General features: G+C 63.7%; 14 protein-coding genes. 7 read left to right on the forward strand and 7 right to left on the reverse strand.

Annotated elements, in window-relative coordinates; genetic code table 11:
- Window positions 1-13 precede the first annotated feature (13 nt).
- The 4 genes from HZF05_RS10085 (at window position 14) to glgB (ending at window position 8,848) form a co-directional block, all read left to right on the forward strand.
- Window positions 14-427, forward strand: coding sequence for a DUF2934 domain-containing protein (locus HZF05_RS10085; RefSeq protein ID WP_220129788.1), 414 nt, complete (start codon window positions 14-16; stop codon window positions 425-427).
- A 128-nt stretch (window positions 428-555) separates the two neighbouring features.
- On the forward strand, window positions 556-3,471 hold the full coding sequence (locus HZF05_RS10090) for an alpha-1,4-glucan--maltose-1-phosphate maltosyltransferase (protein WP_220129789.1): 2,916 nt from the start codon (window positions 556-558) through the stop codon (window positions 3,469-3,471).
- Window positions 3,468-6,689, forward strand: coding sequence for a maltose alpha-D-glucosyltransferase (treS, locus tag HZF05_RS10095; protein WP_160365931.1), 3,222 nt, complete (start codon window positions 3,468-3,470; stop codon window positions 6,687-6,689). Before HZF05_RS10090 ends, treS begins: the two co-directional genes overlap by 4 nt.
- Window positions 6,689-8,848 (forward strand): 1,4-alpha-glucan branching protein GlgB, encoded by a 2,160-nt coding sequence (gene glgB / locus HZF05_RS10100; protein WP_160365932.1) that lies wholly within the window; start codon window positions 6,689-6,691, stop codon window positions 8,846-8,848. Before treS ends, glgB begins: the two co-directional genes overlap by 1 nt.
- A gap of 1,323 nt (window positions 8,849-10,171) precedes the next feature.
- Here glgB and HZF05_RS10105 read toward each other — a convergent pair.
- Window positions 10,172-11,080, reverse strand: a complete 909-nt coding sequence (locus HZF05_RS10105; protein ID WP_160365933.1) for a diacylglycerol/lipid kinase family protein — start codon at window positions 11,078-11,080, stop codon at window positions 10,172-10,174.
- A 359-nt stretch (window positions 11,081-11,439) separates the two neighbouring features.
- On the opposite strand from HZF05_RS10105, the gene HZF05_RS10110 reads away from it, so the two are divergent.
- From HZF05_RS10110 to HZF05_RS10120, 3 genes are read left to right on the forward strand one after another with little or no spacing between them, the layout of a single operon-like run.
- Window positions 11,440-13,593 (forward strand): catalase, encoded by a 2,154-nt coding sequence (locus tag HZF05_RS10110; protein WP_160365934.1) that lies wholly within the window; start codon window positions 11,440-11,442, stop codon window positions 13,591-13,593.
- Window positions 13,586-13,795: a hypothetical protein gene (locus tag HZF05_RS10115; protein WP_181638837.1), complete on the forward strand. Its 210-nt coding sequence runs from the start codon at window positions 13,586-13,588 to the stop codon at window positions 13,793-13,795. Before HZF05_RS10110 ends, HZF05_RS10115 begins: the two co-directional genes overlap by 8 nt.
- Window positions 13,792-13,950 carry a hypothetical protein gene (locus HZF05_RS10120; RefSeq protein WP_160365935.1) on the forward strand — a complete coding sequence of 53 codons (159 nt, stop codon included), beginning with the start codon at window positions 13,792-13,794 and terminating at the stop codon, window positions 13,948-13,950. Before HZF05_RS10115 ends, HZF05_RS10120 begins: the two co-directional genes overlap by 4 nt.
- Before the next feature lie 177 nt (window positions 13,951-14,127).
- On the opposite strand, the gene HZF05_RS10125 is transcribed toward HZF05_RS10120, so the two are convergent.
- Genes HZF05_RS10125 through HZF05_RS10150 form a run of 6 tightly spaced genes read right to left on the reverse strand, consistent with a single transcriptional unit; the run spans window position 14,128 to window position 17,597 of the window.
- On the reverse strand, window positions 14,128-14,532 hold the full coding sequence (locus tag HZF05_RS10125) for a hypothetical protein (protein ID WP_181638838.1): 405 nt from the start codon (window positions 14,530-14,532) through the stop codon (window positions 14,128-14,130).
- A gap of 16 nt (window positions 14,533-14,548) precedes the next feature.
- Window positions 14,549-14,737, reverse strand: a complete 189-nt coding sequence (locus tag HZF05_RS10130) for a hypothetical protein (protein WP_160365937.1) — start codon at window positions 14,735-14,737, stop codon at window positions 14,549-14,551.
- Window positions 14,730-15,479, reverse strand: a complete 750-nt coding sequence (locus HZF05_RS10135) for a Crp/Fnr family transcriptional regulator (protein WP_246331856.1) — start codon at window positions 15,477-15,479, stop codon at window positions 14,730-14,732. The genes HZF05_RS10130 and HZF05_RS10135 overlap by 8 nt, the downstream gene beginning before the upstream one ends.
- Window positions 15,480-15,484: 5 nt before the next feature.
- Entirely contained in the window at window positions 15,485-16,399 is a 915-nt protein-coding gene (locus HZF05_RS10140; protein ID WP_160365938.1) for a glycosyltransferase, read from the reverse strand.
- Window positions 16,384-16,968 (reverse strand): class I SAM-dependent DNA methyltransferase, encoded by a 585-nt coding sequence (locus HZF05_RS10145; protein ID WP_246331858.1) that lies wholly within the window; start codon window positions 16,966-16,968, stop codon window positions 16,384-16,386. The genes HZF05_RS10140 and HZF05_RS10145 overlap by 16 nt, the downstream gene beginning before the upstream one ends.
- Window positions 16,965-17,597, reverse strand: coding sequence for a PIG-L deacetylase family protein (locus HZF05_RS10150; protein ID WP_246331860.1), 633 nt, complete (start codon window positions 17,595-17,597; stop codon window positions 16,965-16,967). The genes HZF05_RS10145 and HZF05_RS10150 overlap by 4 nt, the downstream gene beginning before the upstream one ends.
- Between the last annotated feature and the right edge of the window lie 6 nt (window positions 17,598-17,603).

Below are 17,603 nucleotides of genomic sequence, written 5' to 3' on the forward strand. Positions count from 1 at the left end.
TCGCGGCTTTAGCGTGCGGCTGATCGCCGTCCGTGCAGGTCCGATACGAACAGGTCGGGGACGGATGATGATCAAAGACAAACTCGAGCGAATTCGCGACCGTGCTTACGCTCTTTGGCAGAAAGCCGGAGGCGGCCACGGCGACGACGAGGCGCACTGGCACCAGGCAAGCCGGGAGATTGACGACGAGGATGCCAAGCCTGCCGCGCGGTCCAAGCGGACGAAAGTGACCGGGAAGCCGACGGCCGCGGCCAAGGCCGCCGCGAAGCCCAAGGTTTCGAAGTCTGCGGCGGCTGCGCCCGCCGCCAGGCAGGCCAAGCCGAAGCCGGCACCCACCAAGGCGGCGAAATCTCCGGCCGCCGCAGAGCGGAAGCCGGCAGCGACCGCGAAGCCCAAGGCGCCCGCCAAGCGCACTACCAAAACCTGACGATCGGCCTGTCGTGCCCGAGGGGCCGACCATAGCAATATCGAGCCCCCCGGGAACGATCGCCCGACGGAAAAGATTGGGTTTCCAACGCCCTGGCGACGGACATCGCCCTCAAGCGGAGCAGGACCTTGGCCCCGATCCCCACATTACTGCTGAGCGGAACGGCATCTGACAACGTCGATGCGTCCGATCCCGACCGGCGCGACGCAGGTCCGATGTTCATCCGCTGGGATGCCACGGAGTTCCCGCTCGACACCGATCTCGTCCGCGAGAATCCGTCATGTTTTGCAGTCCGGCTGGATGTCCCGGAACAGGGCGTCGTCGATCCGCGGCGACTTTCGGTAGACGCCGGTCGGGCTCGAGTGAGGACGGATGGGCCAAACAGCTGGAATCTCGCTTCCGCCTCGATTCAGCAACTTCTCGCCGGCTTTGCCGCGCGGCGTGTCGGCGGGATCATCCTCTGCGCGGCGGACATGCTGGGCGTGTCTTTCCTGACCGATCTGGCCGGGGCCGTTCGGGCAGCCGGTCTGTCGCTCCTCGTCGAGGCCGAGGGCCTCGACGACGCGCAGATATTGGCCGTGCGCGACAGGGCCGACGCGTTTCTGCTGCCGATGGGCGTATCGGCCGAGGATTTGCTCGCCGCCGATGAACGATTGAGAACGATCGCGCCGCTTTACCTCAACGTGGCGGGCGAAGCGATCACGCCGGAGCGGATCGCACTGGCCGATGGTGTCGTTGTGGGCGACCCGGACGGTCAGACGATCACCACGATCCGAAGCCTGCTCGATCCGCTTTCCGGCGCGCAGGGCGACCGGCGGACGCTCTCGGCGCCGGCCGCTCCGGTGGCCGCGATCGTGCGCACCGGATCTCCGGATCTCCGCCTGGCGGACGCTGCGCTGTTGATCCTCGTCAACCGGACGGGGCAGTCGGCCGCGGCCGATCCCGATCTCGCGCTGCGCTCGGCGGGCTTGCCCTTCGAGATCACCGACGGCGAACCGTCCGGGGTTGCTCACCCGCTCGACCCCGGTGCCTTCCGTATCCACCGGCTGCGCCGCAAGGCGGTCGTCGCCATCGGCGCGGAACATCATGGGCAGCCGGCTGACGCCGCCGCGACGCCGCGCCTCGTCCTCGAAGGCATATCCCCGAGCGTCGAGGGCGGCTTCCCCGCCAAGCGCGTCGTCGGCGATGACGTGATCATCGAGGCATTGCTCTACGGTGATGGGCACGAACAGCTCGCCGCCGAGCTGCAGTGGCGCGCGCTCGACGAGGACGACTGGCGGGTTGCCCGCATGACGCAACTCCCCAATGACACATGGCGCGCGACACTGCCGCTCGACCGGCTTGGGCGGTACGAGTTCGCGGTCGAGGGCTGGCTCGATCGCTATGGCGGCTACCGCCGCGATTTTGGCAAGAAGCGCGACGCCGGGGTCGCCGAAACCATCGACTATGCAGAAGGGCGCCTGCTGGTGGAGCAGGCGATGGCGCGCGCCGACCGGGCGACGGCGGAGGTGATCACGGCCTGGCTGGCACGATACGACACAGCGCCGGACGACGACGCCCGCGCGTCTCTGTTGCTGGCCACCGACATCGCCGAGCTGATAGACGCCGCTGACGAGCGCCTGCACCGCATCCGCAGCGAACCGGGCTGGATCGATGCCGAGCGGATCGAGGCACGCTTCTCCAGCTGGTATGAACTGTTCCCGCGCTCGATCACCGAAGACAAAGTTCGCCACGGCACGTTCGCCGACGTGATCGGACGCCTTCCGGCGATCCGAGCGATGGGGTTCGACACCCTATATTTCCCGCCCATACACCCGATCGGCCAATCCAACCGCAAGGGACCGAACAACACGCTGACCCCCGGCCCCAACGATGTCGGCAGCCCCTATGCGATCGGCAGCGCCGAGGGCGGCCACGATGCGGTGCATCCCGCGCTCGGTACCATGGACGATTTCGACCGTCTCGTGGCGGCAGCGGCCGATCACGGGCTGGAGATCGCGCTCGATTTCGCCATCCAATGCTCGCCCGACCATCCCTGGCTCGCCGAGCATCCCGGCTGGTTCGCCTGGCGGCCGGACGGATCGATGAAATATGCCGAGAATCCGCCGAAAAAGTATCAGGATATCGTCAATGTCGATTTCTACGGACCGGATGCCGTGCCCGCGCTCTGGATCGCGCTGCGCGATATCGTTCTTCTGTGGATTTCACACGGCGTGAAGGTCTTTCGGGTCGACAATCCCCACACCAAGCCCTTGCCGTTCTGGGAGTGGATGATTGGCGACGTGCGGGCGAGGCATCCCGACGCCATCTTCCTGGCCGAGGCGTTCACCCGGCCGAACATGATGTACCGGCTCGCCAAGATCGGCTTCTCGCAGAGCTATACCTATTTTACGTGGCGCAACGACAAGCAGGAACTGACCGACTATATCACCGAACTGACGACGACCGCGCCGCGCGACTTCTATCGTCCGCATTTCTTCGTCAACACGCCCGACATCAATCCGCTTTATCTCCAGGCGTCGGGCCGGCCGGGCTTCCGCATCCGCGCCGTGTTGGCGGCAACGCTGTCTGGCCTGTTCGGCGTCTATTCGGGCTTCGAACTGTGCGAATCCGCCCCGGTGCCGGGCAAGGAGGAGTATCTCGATTCCGAGAAGTACGAGATCCGCCCGCGCGACTGGCAGGCGCCCGGCAACATCATCGCCGACATCCGCCTGCTCAACAATTTGCGGCGCACCCACAAGGCTCTGCAGACTCACCTGAACACGCGCTTCTACGTCGCGCGCAACGACACCATCCTCTATTACGGCAAACGGTCGCCGGACGGCAGCGAGATGATCCTGGTGATGGTCAATCTCGATCCGCACCATCCGCAGGAAGCCCATTTCGAGGTGCCGCTGTGGGAGTTCGGACTTCCCGACAATGGCAGCGTCTCGGTCGAGGATTGCGCGCAGGGCCATCGCTTCGACTGGCGCGGCAAGGACCAGTGGATTCGATTGGATCCGCAGGAACCCTATCGAATCTGGCGTATCTGGAGCGCTTCATGACCGACGACAGCTTCTTCGAGCAGGATCCGCTCTGGTACAAGGACACGGTCATCTACCAGCTCCACATCAAGTCCTTCTTCGATGCCAACAACGATGGCATCGGAGATTTCGCCGGCCTGCTGGAGAAGCTGGACTATATCGCCGATCTCGGCGTCACCGCGATCTGGCTCCTGCCGTTCTACCCGAGCCCGCGCCGCGACGACGGATATGACATTGCCGAATATCGCGAGATCAGCGCCGACTATGGCTCGATGGACGAGGTGCGCGCCTTCATCGCCGCGGCGCACGACCGCGGGATGCGCGTCATCACGGAGCTCGTCATCAACCACACGTCGGATCAGCACCCCTGGTTCCAGGCCGCCCGGCGCGCGCCGCCCGGCAGCCCCGAACGGGAATTCTATGTGTGGTCGGACAACGACCAGCTCTATTCCGGCACGCGCATCATCTTCCTCGACACCGAGAAATCGAACTGGACGTGGGATGAGGAAGCGCAGGCCTATTTCTGGCACCGTTTCTATTCGCACCAGCCCGACCTCAATTTCGACAACCCCGCGGTGCTTGCCGAGGTCCTGTCGATCATGGACTTCTGGTGCGAGGCGGGCGTCGACGGGCTGCGGCTCGACGCCATCCCCTATCTGGTCGAACGCGACGGCACCTCGAACGAGAACCTCCCCGAGACGCACGCCGTGCTCAAGAAGATCCGCACGCATCTCAATACATATTGGCCGAGAAAGATGCTGCTCGCCGAGGCGAATATGTGGCCGGAGGACACGCAGCAATATTTCGGCGAGATCGATGCCGAGGGCCGGGGCGACGAATGCCACATGGCTTTCCACTTCCCGCTGATGCCCCGCATGTACATGGCGGTCGCGCAGGAGGATCGCTTCCCCATCACCGACATCATGCGCCAGACGCCCGAGATCCCGGCCGACTGCCAGTGGGCGATTTTCCTGCGCAACCATGACGAGCTGACGCTCGAAATGGTCACCGACGCCGAGCGCGACTATTTGTGGGACACCTATGCGTCGGACCGGCGCGCGCGCATCAATCTCGGTATCCGCCGCCGCCTCTCGCCCTTGATGGAGCATGACCGTCGCCGCATCGAACTGATGAAGGCGCTGCTTCTCACGATGCCGGGCACGCCGGTGCTTTACTATGGCGACGAGATCGGCATGGGCGACAATATCTTTCTCGGCGACCGCGACGGCGTGCGGACGCCGATGCAATGGTCGCCCGACCGCAACGGCGGCTTCTCGAAGGCCGACCCCGCCGCGCTGACATTGCCGCCGATCATGGACCCGCTCTACGGCTTCCAGGCCGTCAACGTCGAGGCACAGCAACGCGATCGTCATTCGCTACTGAACACGATCAAACGTATGCTGGCGGTGCGCCGCCAATATCAGGCGTTCGGGCGGGGTGGGCAACGCTTCCTGCGACCGGCCAATCGCAAGATCATCGCCTATCTGCGCGAGTTTGAGGCCGAGACGGTGCTATGCGTGGCTAACCTGTCGCGCACCGCGCAGGCGGTCGAGCTCGATCTTCACGAGTTTGAGGGCCGAACCCCAATCGAACTGTCGGGCGGCAGCGCCTTTCCGGCGATCGGCCAGCTTCCCTATCTGTTGACGCTGCCGCCCTACGGCTTCTTGTGGTTCAATCTTTCGTCCGAGCAGGCGCCGCCCGATTGGTCCTCGGGCGCACCCGAAATGGAGGTGGAGCGTCACACCTTCGTGCTTCAGGGCGGCCTCGAAAGTCTTGGCGACGCGCATCACCGCGGGGTGCTCGAACAGCAACTGCTGCCAGAATATATACCAGCGCGGCGCTGGTTCGGGAGCAAGGATGCCGCATTTGGCGGCGCGCGCATCATCCGCGCGGCGCCACTGCCCAACGCCGCAGATCTCTGGCTCACCCAAATCGAGGTCGCCACCGATCGCGAGACGGCGCTCTACAACCTGCCATTCGGCATTGCGTGGGAGGGCGCCGAGCAAGGGCCGTTCGCCTCCAATCTGGCGCTTGCACGGGTTCGGCGCGGCCGTACCGTCGGCCTGTTGACCGACGGCTTTGCGCTGGCGAGCTTCCCCTGCGCGATCCTGACCGCGCTGCAGGAGAACAGCATTCTGCCGTTCGGCAACGGCGAGCTCCGCTTCGCCGCTCATGCCGACCTCGACGTGCAGCCCGGCGCGACGCCCGAGTGGCTCTCTGCCGAGCAATCCAATTCCAGTGTGCTGCTGGAGCAGCAGGCGGTGCTTAAGCTGCTCCGCAAGATCCAGCCTGGCGTGCATCCCGACGTTGAGATGGTCCGCTATTTAACCGATCACGGCTTCGCCAACGTGCCCCCGATCTTGGGCGAGGTCACCCAATGGGAGGAGGGCGTCTCCAGCGTCGTGATGTTGGTTCAGCGCTTCGTCTACAATCAGGGCGACGGCTGGCAGTGGACACTCGGCGTGCTCGAGCGGCTCGCGACCTCCGAGAAGTTCACGTTCTCGAACTATGAGAATTTTGCCGCAAAGCTCGGCGCGCGTCTTGCCGAGATGCATGCCGTTCTCGCTCGCTCGACCGATGACGAGGCGTTCGCGCCCGAGGCGGTGGACGCGGGCTATGCCGACGCGCTGGCCCGGCGCGTGACCGACGGCGTCGATCGTGCCGCGGCGCTGATCCAGGCGCGCGAGGATGCGCAATTGATCGATAAGGCGTCGGTCCTGCTGGAGCATCGCGACGCGCTGGCGGCGCGGCTGCGCGAGGTGGCGCATGCCGCGATCGGTCGGGTGAGCACCCGCATCCACGGCGATCTCCACCTCGGGCAGCTGCTGGTGACCGGCAATGATGTGGTGTTCATCGATTTCGAAGGCGAGCCGGCCAGATCGATGGACGAGCGCCGCGCCAAGGACCTCGCCATCCGCGACGTCGCCGGCATCCTGCGCTCGTTCGACTACGCGGCCGCCGTCGCCGAGGCGGCGCGCCCGGCAGCAGCCGACTCCGAGGGCATGCGCACGACCGAGCGCTACGCCCGTTTCCGCGATGCCGCCGCGGCAGCCTTCCTCGATGCTTATGCGGCCGGGAGGGAGGCGATGGATGGTCCGCTGCTCGACCTGTTCCTCATCGACAAGGCCGCCTACGAGGTCGCCTATGAAGCCGCCAACCGACCGGACTGGCTGAACGTGCCGGTCTCCGGATTGATTCGGGCCGCCACCCGCCTGCTGGGCATGGGGGAGGAGGCCTGATGACCGATCTCGATGATTTCGCGCGGTCGATCGCCGAGGGGCGTTCGGATGATCCATTCGCCTGGCTCGGCCCGCACGACGGCGAGGTACGCTGCGTACTGCCGGGTGCCGAAGCGGTAGAGCTCGTCGCACCGGGGGGCGGCGACATCTTGGCACCGATGACTCCAATCGGAGACGGGCTGTTCGTCGGCCCGCTCGCGACCGGTTCGCCCTATCGCCTGCGCGTCCGCTGGCCGAGCGGCTTCGTCCAGATCGCCGATGATCCCTATCGCTTTGGCGTGCAGCTCAGCGACCTCGACCTCTATCTGTTCAGCGAGGGGAGGCATTGGGATCTTCCTCGCGTTTTTGGCGCGCACCTGGCAACCTGTGATGGCATTGACGGCGTGTGCTTTTCCGTGTGGGCACCCAATGCGCGACGCGTCTCGGTGGTCGGCGCCTTTTCGGGCTGGGACGGGCGTCGGCTGCCGATGCGACGGCGGGAAGGCGCGGGCATGTGGGAGCTGTTCGTGCCCGGCATCAGCGTCGGCGAGCTCTACAAGTTCGAGGTGCTGGGCGCTGACGGCAGCATCGTCCAAAAGGCCGATCCGCTCGCCCGCGCGACCGAACTTCCGCCCGGGACTGCATCTATCGTAGCCGCGCCCGCCGCCTATGACTGGAGCGACGCGGACTGGATGAAGGGCCGCGCGCAGCGCCAGGCGCCCGATGCGCCGATCTCCATCTACGAGGTGCATGCCGGCTCCTGGATGCGCGACGAAGCCGGCGACACACTCGACTGGGCGGGGCTGACGAAGCGCCTGATCCCCTATGTCGCGCAGATGGGCTTCACCCATGTCGAGCTCTTGCCGATCATGGAACATCCGTTCGGAGGGTCGTGGGGCTATCAGCCGCTCTCGCAATTCGCTCCCTCGGCGCGTTTCGGCGCGCCGGAGGCGTTTGCGCGCTTCGTCGACGAGTGTCACCGCCACGGCATCGGCGTGATCCTGGACTGGGTGCCGGCCCACTTCCCGACCGATGCGCACGGGCTCGCGCATTTCGATGGCACGCACCTCTATGAGCATGCCGATCCGCGCGAGGGCTTCCATCAAGACTGGAACACGCTGATCTACAATCTCGGCCGTCGCGAGGTGGCAGGCACCCTGCTGGCCTCCGCTTTGTGGTGGCTGGAAGCCTTTCATATCGACGGCCTGCGTGTCGATGCGGTCGCCTCGATGCTCTATCGCGACTATAGCCGCAACGCCGGCGAATGGGTGCCCAACGTCCATGGCGGGCGCGAGAACCTGGAGTCGGTGGCGTTCCTCCAGCGCCTCAACGAGCTTGTCGGCGAGCGTTGCCCCAGCGCGATCACCATCGCCGAGGAATCGACCGCCTGGCCCGGCGTCTCCGCGCCTGTCGCGGAGGGCGGCCTCGGCTTCAGCTACAAATGGAACATGGGGTGGATGCACGACACCCTACATTATGTCGAGCGCGATCCACTTTATCGCAGCTGGCACCATAACGAGATGACCTTCGGGCTGGTCTACGCCTTCTCGGAGCACTTCGTTTTGCCGATCAGCCATGACGAGGTGGTCCACGGCAAGGGCTCGCTGATCGGCAAGATGCCTGGCGACGCCTGGCAGAAGCGGGCAACGTTGCGCGCCTATCTAAGCTTTATGTGGACGCATCCGGGCAAGAAGCTGCTGTTCATGGGCTGCGAGATCGGGCAGCCGGCCGAATGGAACCACGACGACCAGGTCGCTTGGGGCTTACTCGACGATCCAGACCACGGTGGAATCCAGCGCCTCGTCCGCGCGTTGAACCGGGTCTATATCGCCGAGCCTGCTTTGCATCGGAGCGACTGCGAGCCAAGCGGTTTTGAATGGATCGTGGGCGACGACAGCGTCAACATGGTCTTCGGCTATGCGCGCCGCGATCGAAGCGGTGCTCCCGATCTCGTCGTGCTGCTCAACATGGGCACGCAACCACAGATCGATTACCGGGTCTTGATGCCCCGTCCGGGACGATGGACGGAAATCCTGAACAGCGACGCGTCGATCTTCGGCGGCTCGAACGTCGGCAATGCCGGCTTCATTCAGGCGGAGCCGTCGACCGGACCTGATCGGCGCGGCTCGGCGTGCGTGACGCTTCCGCCGCTGGGGGCGCTGATCCTTCGATATGGCTAGGATCATTGTCATCGAAGCATAGATCGCGTGAATTGAACCGCTGCCGGGGACACGCGTTCATCTGACTGAGAGGTGAACGAGATGCCCTATCGGGCCAAGATAAAGCATTCGGGCAGAGATCGAACGGAACGGCGGTCGGATCCGCGACGATCGCTGGATCCAAGGATGCGGGCTTTGCTGGAACAGCTTGATGCCATCCCCTACGAGCGGAGAGTCCGTGCGTCTTCGAATTCGGAAGGTGTGCCCGACGCGAGCTTGGCCCGGATCAGATCGGCAAGCTCGTGATCGCCGTCGGTCTCGCACGATTCTTGGATGCGCCTGAGATTGTTCGCGTTGATGCGCTCAAGCATCTCGTCGATTGGAGACATAACGTTCCTTTCCGCGCTTGATCGGTGACTTTGCGGCCGAGCGTCTGAACCGGAGATGACACTATCCGAGCTTCGTCAAAGCGAGCTCGGAACACGAGGAGCGCTTTGCGGGCGACATGTGGGACTGGCGCCGAGCATCGGTTTGAGTAGCCCTAGTTTTTAAGGCGCCTTGAGGCATCAAAGCCTGCTGCTGGAGTTTGGTGCCGAACTCTCGCGCGGGAGCTTCTACCATCCCTGGCCGCCTTGGTATTGGCCTTCTTAGCGGTCTCGCTGCCATGTCCCTTCTCTTCGCCCGTCATGATCTGCTTTCTGACATGTGGTCTGGATCTGGTCACTCGACGCACTGATACACCAACGCCTGCTGGCGAAGACGATCCAGCTCACTGGGCCGCTCACCACCTGCTGTGCGACGATCGAGGCAACGCCCATGAAATCGAGGCGTCGATCACCATTCAGGACGAGGGTTTCGAAAACCTCCTACGAGGGTCTTCCAGTCTCGCTCGAGGATGTGCTGCGGCGCGCGCCCGAAAATTGGTGTGTCGAGGCCTCGAGGCGTTTGCGCTCGGGCTGATCGAAGGAGTGCTGTGATCGGGGACGATTGACCGAACCGCTCGCTTCGTCGGCAATGGTCACCGCTTTCTCTCCTCCCGAAAAAATTAAACCCAGACCTTTCGTTTTTTTCACGTTCCTCCTTGGCGCCACTTTCTGGACCTCGTTCCTGGCAGGCGAAGCGGCGCGGTCGGCGCGGGGCCGAACCGTCCATGCTATCGACCTCGATCGGGCAATGGAAAGCCTCCGGAGCGACGCGCTCGGCCTTCGCTGCTATGGCGGCGGGATATCTGGCTCGACACGCAAGACTTGGTGCCGGTCCTACCCAAGCCGTTCGATGCAGCAGGACACCGGTGGCAAGGCACCGATGGTTCGAACTTGTCCAACCGCCTGCCAAATATCGCCTTTAGCGTCCGCGATCATCGGAGACCGGCGCCGCCACCATGAGCGCCCGCGGCCGCGCGCGGATCGCGACAGGTGTCTTGGCGAGGACTTCGCCGTCGATCGAGATCGGTAGAGCGGGGTGCGTCGAAAGCGTCAGCGTCGCAGCTTCGAACTGGCGAACTTGCCGCCAGCGCGCGTTCGATCCAACAAGATGCGCAGCCCAATTGAGGAGCAAATCGCGCCGACGTTCGCCAGTGATCACCTGAACGACGATCTGACCGCTGTCGAGGGTCGCGGAGTCGACCAGCTCGACTCCGCCGTGGAAGGGACCGTTGGCGATCCGAACCTCGACACCGTTCATATCGTGGCGCTGCCCACCGACGGTAACGCAAATGCGAAACGGCTTAAAACGCGCGAGCTGACCGGCCGCCCAAATCATGTAGCCAGGCCTGCCGGCCCACGCCTTGAGGCCGCGCGGCACGCTTTCAGCAATTTGGGGCGCAAGCCCCATCGATGCACAGCCGGCATAGATTTTGCCGTCGATCTCGCCCAAGTCGACGCAGCGGGCATTACCCGCGGCAATGACAGCGACCGCTCCTTCAAGATCGAGCGGCAATCGCAAAGCCCGCGCGAAGCTGTTCGCCGTCCCCAGTGGCAAGACGCCGAGCACGGTCTTCGTACCCACGAAGCGGTCTACGCAGGCCAGTAGCGTGCCGTCACCGCCGCCGACGATGACCATCGGCACACCGCTCCTGATCGCGGCGCCGACCGCCTCGCCCAGCGCCTTTGGCCGATCGATGCCTCGAACGATGGTCAATTGAACACCGCATTCGCGCAGCAATCGGCGTGCCGCCGCGAGCTCCTTGCGCCCCTTGCGCGAGTGCACGTTGACGATGAGGGCAGCGCGCTGAGGGGGGCGGGCAGAAAGCATGCGAGGATTACTCATGATTGTCTGGCCCAAGCCTAACTCTCGCCGCGCACGTCAACGTTAACCGATATTAGCGCTGCCCTCCTATGCGGGCCGCCCGAATGTCTGTGGATGCTAAACGACAGGCCATTCGTCATCAACGAGCCGCCAATAGGTGAGAACATTGTGCATCGCGCCGGCTCTCTCACATCCACCGTGAACGGCGTCGATACGGCCACGCAATGATCGAACGTAACGGCCCGACCGTTCGTTCGCCCGCTTTGACGGAAATCGTACTGCTTCAAGTTAATTCGCTGAATCAGGGCGCAACCCGGGGCTGGATCCGATCGCTTGGACGGTTTGCATCGTCAGGGAGCGGAATCATGAGCACCATCGGCAAGGACAAGGGCGCGTCATCCCAAGCCCAGGTATTCGAAACGGAGATCGGTGAGGGCGGTGAGCTCCATCAGGTCGTTGGCAAGGATGTCGATACGCTGACTACGCAGCAGGGTGTTCCAGTCGCTGACGATCAGAATAGCCTCAAGGTCGGCCCGCGCGGACCAACCTTGCTCGAGGACTTCCATTTCCGCGAGAAAATTTTCCATTTCGATCATGAGCGTATTCCGGAGCGAGTCGTGCATGCGCGCGGCTACGGCGTCCACGGGCGGTTCGTGCTGAACGAGAGCCTCGCCGATTATACCACCGCCAAGGTTTTGACAGAGGTCGGCGAGGAGACGCCGATGTTCGTCCGCTTCTCGACGGTTGCCGGTAACAGGGGCTCGTCTGACCTAGCCCGTGACGTGCGCGGCTTCGCCGCCAAATTCTACACCAAGGAAGGCAATTGGGACATTGTCGGCAACAACATCCCGGTCTTCTTCATTCAGGATGCCATCAAATTCCCCGATCTCATCCATGCCGCCAAGCAGGAGCCCGATCGCGGCTTCCCGCAAGCGCAGACCGCGCACGACAATTTCTGGGATTTCATCAGCCTGACACCGGAATCGATGCACATGATCATGTGGATCATGTCTGATCGCACCATCCCGCGTTCGTTCCGTTTCATGGAAGGGTTCGGCGTTCACAGCTTCCGGTTGATCAACGCCGAAGGCAAATCGACTTACGTCAAGTTCCACTTCAAGCCCAAGCTCGGCCTGCAGTCGGTTGCCTGGAATGAGGCGGTCAAGATCAACGGCGCAGACCCGGATTTCCATCGTCGCGACCTCTGGGACGCGATCGACCTCGGCAGCCCGCCCGAATGGGATCTGGGCGTCCAGTTGTTCGACGACGACTTCGCCAACAGTTTCGAATTCGACATTCTCGATGCCACCAAGATCATCCCGGAGGAACAGGTACCGGTGAAGATCATCGGGAGCTTCGTCCTGGATGGCCTGGTCGACAACTTCTTCGCGGAGACCGAGCAAGTCGCCTTCTGCACGCAAAATGTCGTCCCGGGTATCGGCTTCACCAATGATCCGCTGCTCCAGGGCCGCAACTTTTCCTATCTCGACACCCAGCTGAAGCGCCTGGGATCGCCCAATTTCACCCATATCCCGATTAACCAGCCGCGCGGGTGCCCCGTCCATAATTTCCAGCAGGATGGCCATATGGCGATGCGCAATCCGAAGGGCCGCGTTAATTACGAGCCGAACAGTTGGGGTGGTCCCCGCGAGAATCCGGCGACCGGCTATCGCCATTTCGGCGCCGAGGAAAATGGGCGCAAGGCGCAGGTCCGCTCCGAGAGCTTCGCCGATCATTATAGCCAGGCCCGCCAGTTTTTCGTGAGCCAGGAGCCTATCGAGCAAAAGCATATCGGCGACGCCCTGGTCTTCGAGCTGTCGAAGTGTGAGCGGATCGACATCCGCGAGAAGATGGTCGGACATCTGCTCAACATCGATGCAGGGCTGGCCAAGACAGTGGCGGCCGGCCTCGGCATCGAGACCTTGCCAGAGCCCGCCGAGACCCTGTTCGAAACACGCACTGACCTGCCGCCATCTGCGGCGCTGAGCATCGTGCGCAACGGTCCGCAGAGCTTCAGCGGCCGCAAGCTCGGTATCCTCGTCACCGACGGCGCGGAGGCGGCGATCGTCAAGGCGCTGGTCGATGGGCTCAAGGCGATCGATGCCGTGTATGAAATCATCACCCCGAAGATCGCCGGCGCGACGCTCGACGATGGCACCAAGGTCGAAGGCAAGCAGAAGATCGATGGAGGTCCCTCAATCCTGTATGACGCGGTCGCGCTTGTGCTCTCGCCTGACGGCGCGGCGCTGCTCGCAAAGGACAAAACAGCGAAGGACTTCGTCGCCGACGCGTTCGGGCATGCGAAGTTCATCGGCTATGTGCCGGACGCTCTGCCGCTGATCGACAAGGCCGGCATTGCGGAAGACGACATGGACGAAGGGCTGATCGAACTTGGCTCGGCGAAATCCGTGACCGGATTCCTCGAAACATGCGGTCAGCTTCGCCTCTGGGATCGTGAGCTTAGGACCGATCTCGATGCTGCCGCCTTCCTCGAATTCGCCGAGATGCCTCATGCCTGAAGAAACCAGGCCCGGCATCGACGAGACGCAAAAAGGCAGGCCCCAACACGGGCCTGCCGGCGATGCTCGACCCAATCCGGATGGTGCCGATCCGCGCGCGAGGCCGGGCCAGAAGCCCGAAAAGGTCGAAGACAGGCCCACCGTCAGCCAAGTGAAGCCCGAGGACTATCCCGACAAAGCGAGTGGAAAGGATCTGTTATGACCGGTGATCGCGACACAGAAGGAGCCGACCCTTCGGAGCAGGACAAGCGGTCGAGCGAGACTACGGAGGCCGACAAGGTCGCGCCCGACGATCGCCATAAGACCGAAAAGCTCGCGCGTCATGACGGGGTCGATCCGAACGCAGGACAGGAATGATCGTCGACCGAACGCACGATAGGCCAAGCGATACACCGAAACCATCCAAAGATCGAAGCGGGGAGGATGAGGGAAGCGTCCCGGTCGAGGGCAATGACGAGGGCCCGAAAGAGGATCAGAAGCCGATCGATCGATAGTACAGTCCAAGGTCGACCAGGGAGGCGATCGCAACCCGCGTCATGGCGTCTGTTGCGTTCGTTTTGAGCTCAGGCGGCGGTGATTGGCGACGACGGCGCGGTGGATCGGCCGGTGCGACCGGCCGGGCATCCGGCAGGCGATTTCGATCATTGACGTCCAATCCGACCACATTTGTGTTGGATTCCTGGACAGCGGTCGAAAGGCGAGCGTCATCGCATCGCGCTGAAGGGAGACGGCCGCCTTGCTCCAGGCTACCATCTTTTCGCCGACCATCCTCCGGAGTTCGGCATGGTCGGCCGACCATGGATCGCTGATCGCATCTTGGATGGCCGGTAGCCGCCCCTGAACGACAAGCGGCGCAAACGTCATTGTTTCGACCATTCGCACACCCGCGTCCGCACACGCGACTGGTATCGTCCAGAGCCTCGCCCAGGCGGCGATCATGCCCCCCGCGGAGCCCTCAACCACGGGCCGTGCTCTGCGCGCGAGCGGTGCGTGCGGCTTCGAGAAGGCTGCTGCCCGTCTCTTCGGCCGCATCGGCCGTCATCGAGATCGCTATCCCGTCCGGTCCGTCGAGCAGCACAATACCTTGCTCGGCGACCGCCTGGCCGCCTTTTTCGAAGGGGGCGGGCGTACGCGCTTCATCCATGGCTGGTCTCCATTGTCGCGGCCTGTGACCCGGGCACACCCGCTTTGACATACAGATAGGTCGGATCGAACTGGGCGATCCGTTCGAGCCGTTCGAGATCCGCGATCTCGACTCGCGAGGATCTGAATGTGCAGATGCGTTCCTCGCGCATCATGCGCAGCACGCGGTTGACGTGAATGCTGGTCAGCCCGGTGATCTCGGACAGGTCGGTCTGGGTGATCGGGAGATCGAAACCCGATCCGTCGCTTCGCCCGATGGCCCCCAATCGGACGTTGGTCTCGGCCAGGAAGTGGGCGACACGTCCGCCGGCATCCAGGCGGCCAAGGCGAAAGAGCCACTCGCGGTGCATGGCGGCATCGAGTAGCGTCGATGCCCAGAGCTTGCGGGCAAATTCCGCATCCCTGTCGGTAAGTTGCTTTAGCGCGCTATGCGGAACGTTGGCGATCTCCACCTCGGTTAATGTTGCGATCGAGTGGTCGAGCACCTCGAGCGGGTAGCCGTGAAGGTCGACAAAATCGCCGGGCACATGGAATGCGACGACCTGCCGCCGGCCCTCCAGGTCATCGATATACCGGATCATGAACCCGTTGATGAGCATGGTACTCTGGCGAAGCGCATCGCCGCGCTCGAGCAGCGTCGATCGTGCCGGCAGGCGACGCCGCTCCGTAACCGCCCGTTCCAGCATCGCGCGCTCGTCCTCGCTCAGCTGGGCGATGGTGCGGTTGCGCAGGAAAAGCTCCATGCTCCTCATGTCTTACCAACGATCGCCAGGGCACCATGATCCTTTCGGACGTTTCGCTGAGTGTCGCCCGAACGAGCGAGCCGAGATGCGGCGATCTCGTCAACGGTAGGCATGCGGAGTAGCCCGAGCCGATCCCCCGTCCAGTCAACGAGACCCATGTCGGCAAAGGATGTGAGCCAGCCCTCCATCGGCCAGCATCCCCAACGTTTATAGAAGAGGCTCGCATTCGCGACGATGTCCGCGAGGTGCTGGACCGGCGGGTCGAAGCTTTCATGATGCTGGTGGCAGGCAATCGCGCCGCCCACGAATACGAGCGGCAACCCGGCCGCGTTGGCTCGAAAGCCGAAATCGGTATCCTCCGCTCCATAGCCGCGAAAGCCTTCGTCGAAACCGCCGAGCGCCTCGAACGTCCCCGCGCGGATCGCGAACGCCAGCGACCAGAAGAGGCCGGGATTGGTCTCGCGCCGCGTGCCGGACATGGGGAAGTCGCGGACCGGATGCCGTGTTCCCGTCTTGAGAAGATCCGCTTCCCGCCAGTCGCCTCTCGCATCCTCGGGGCCAAGATAGCGGATATCGGCGCACAGCAGCGCATCGTCGGCGGCGAGCGTGTCATCGAGCCGATCAAGGCAAGCCGACATCGGGATGCAATCGACGTCGAGGAAAACGAGATGGGTCTGGCGTGCGATATGCGCGGCGCGGTTACGGGCCTCGGCCAGCGGAAGGCCGGTGGTTTCGAACCGATCTATCCAGATCGGGAAAGGAGCGTCATCGATCGTAACAGGCGTATCGCTCATATCGACGACAATCAGTTCGTCGGGCTGACGGGCGCTGCGGCGCAGCCCTTCGACGAGCTGGCCAAGATGGCCCTCGCGGTTGCGGACGAGAGTGCAGACCGAGAGCCCCATCAGCGACGGCGCCACAGATCGAGCCGGTAGCCGTCATTGCGATCGGTTCTTTCGGCGACGAAGACTGATTTCAGATCCGACCAGAGCGATCCAACAGCCTCGTCCGCGCTATGCGGATAGTCGGTCTCCCCGGTATAATGAACGAGGATGACCCTTCCGCCGGACGCCACCCCGTCCCGCAGCCATTCGCTGGCACGATCAAGATCGACCACGCCCCAATAATAGACAACCTCGGACAGGATCACGAGATCGAAGGCGGCGGCGTGCGGCGTTTCCTTCGGAAAAGCCATCTGAGCCAGATCGAGACCGGGACGATCACCCACCCGCTCCCGCGCCTTGGCGAGCGCCTTGCTCGAGATATCCACCGCCAGGAGGCTATCGCACAGAGCGACGAGCTTCTCGGTCAGCACTCCGTGCGCGCAGCCAATCTCCAACGCACGGGCGTAGCGGCGATCAGCGATCGCATCATGCGTCGCCTGAAATTTCTTGGCTTCGTAGTCGCTCGACGCCAGATCCCAGGGGTCGTCGTCGGCGGCGAAGATGTCGTCGAAATAGGTTGCGTCGAGGCTCGACCGGCTCATCATGACAAACGTCTCCGCAGGGTCAGGCAATCAGCCGCCGGCATGCGCTGCGTCCTGGTGTCGAGGCGGAAGCCATCCCCGAAGAGCGGGGAGAGCTGGCTCCTGTGAGCCCGCAAGGCTTGACGGCGGCGCGCCGGCGGCATCCGGCAGGTATGGTAGCGACGACAAGCTTCGCCGGGCGCTGTTCCCCAGACATGGTAGGAAAAGAGCGTGACCCCGCGTCGGGCGTGGCGGATCGCGGCCTGCGCCAGATGCCAGGCTGCGACATGGTCGCAATGATGCTCCTGAACGTCGCTGACCGCGATGGCGTCGATCCGCCGGTCGCGCAGCCACGCACCGAGCCGCTGGGCGGCACGGCGGAATTCCAAGCCGTCGCGAGGGTGGGGGTTGGCGTCTTTCCAGCCAAGGCAGTCGATCATGGACCGATCACCGCCCAGGCGATGCAAAGCGTGCCCGGCCTCGCGTTGGCGCGCCCGGGCAAGCCCGGCTGTGCCGGGCGGATGCGACCCCGTACCGTCCGTCAGATAGACAATACCGTGGAGCCGGCCGGAGCGGGCGGTCTCGGCGATCAACGCGCCCGCGCCCAGCGTCTCGTCGTCCGGATGGGGCGCGATGACGAGCCATCGCGCCATGGTCCA

This window comes from Sphingomonas chungangi (assembly GCF_013778325.1).
Lineage (GTDB): Bacteria > Pseudomonadota > Alphaproteobacteria > Sphingomonadales > Sphingomonadaceae > Solisphingomonas > Solisphingomonas chungangi.

Coding starts and splice junctions, on each gene's coding strand:
- treS (WP_160365931.1), top strand. CDS start 3,468: ATGACCGACGACAGCTTCTTCGAGCAGGATCCGCTCTGGTACAAGGAC.
- glgB (WP_160365932.1), top strand. CDS start 6,689: ATGACCGATCTCGATGATTTCGCGCGGTCGATCGCCGAGGGGCGTTCG.
- HZF05_RS10105 (WP_160365933.1), bottom strand. CDS start 11,080: ATGCTTTCTGCCCGCCCCCCTCAGCGCGCTGCCCTCATCGTCAACGTG.
- HZF05_RS10110 (WP_160365934.1), top strand. CDS start 11,440: ATGAGCACCATCGGCAAGGACAAGGGCGCGTCATCCCAAGCCCAGGTA.
- HZF05_RS10115 (WP_181638837.1), top strand. CDS start 13,586: ATGCCTGAAGAAACCAGGCCCGGCATCGACGAGACGCAAAAAGGCAGG.
- HZF05_RS10120 (WP_160365935.1), top strand. CDS start 13,792: ATGACCGGTGATCGCGACACAGAAGGAGCCGACCCTTCGGAGCAGGAC.
- HZF05_RS10125 (WP_181638838.1), bottom strand. CDS start 14,532: ATGATCGCCGCCTGGGCGAGGCTCTGGACGATACCAGTCGCGTGTGCG.
- HZF05_RS10130 (WP_160365937.1), bottom strand. CDS start 14,737: ATGGATGAAGCGCGTACGCCCGCCCCCTTCGAAAAAGGCGGCCAGGCG.
- HZF05_RS10135 (WP_246331856.1), bottom strand. CDS start 15,479: ATGGAGCTTTTCCTGCGCAACCGCACCATCGCCCAGCTGAGCGAGGAC.
- HZF05_RS10145 (WP_246331858.1), bottom strand. CDS start 16,968: ATGATGAGCCGGTCGAGCCTCGACGCAACCTATTTCGACGACATCTTC.
- HZF05_RS10150 (WP_246331860.1), bottom strand. CDS start 17,597: ATGGCGCGATGGCTCGTCATCGCGCCCCATCCGGACGACGAGACGCTG.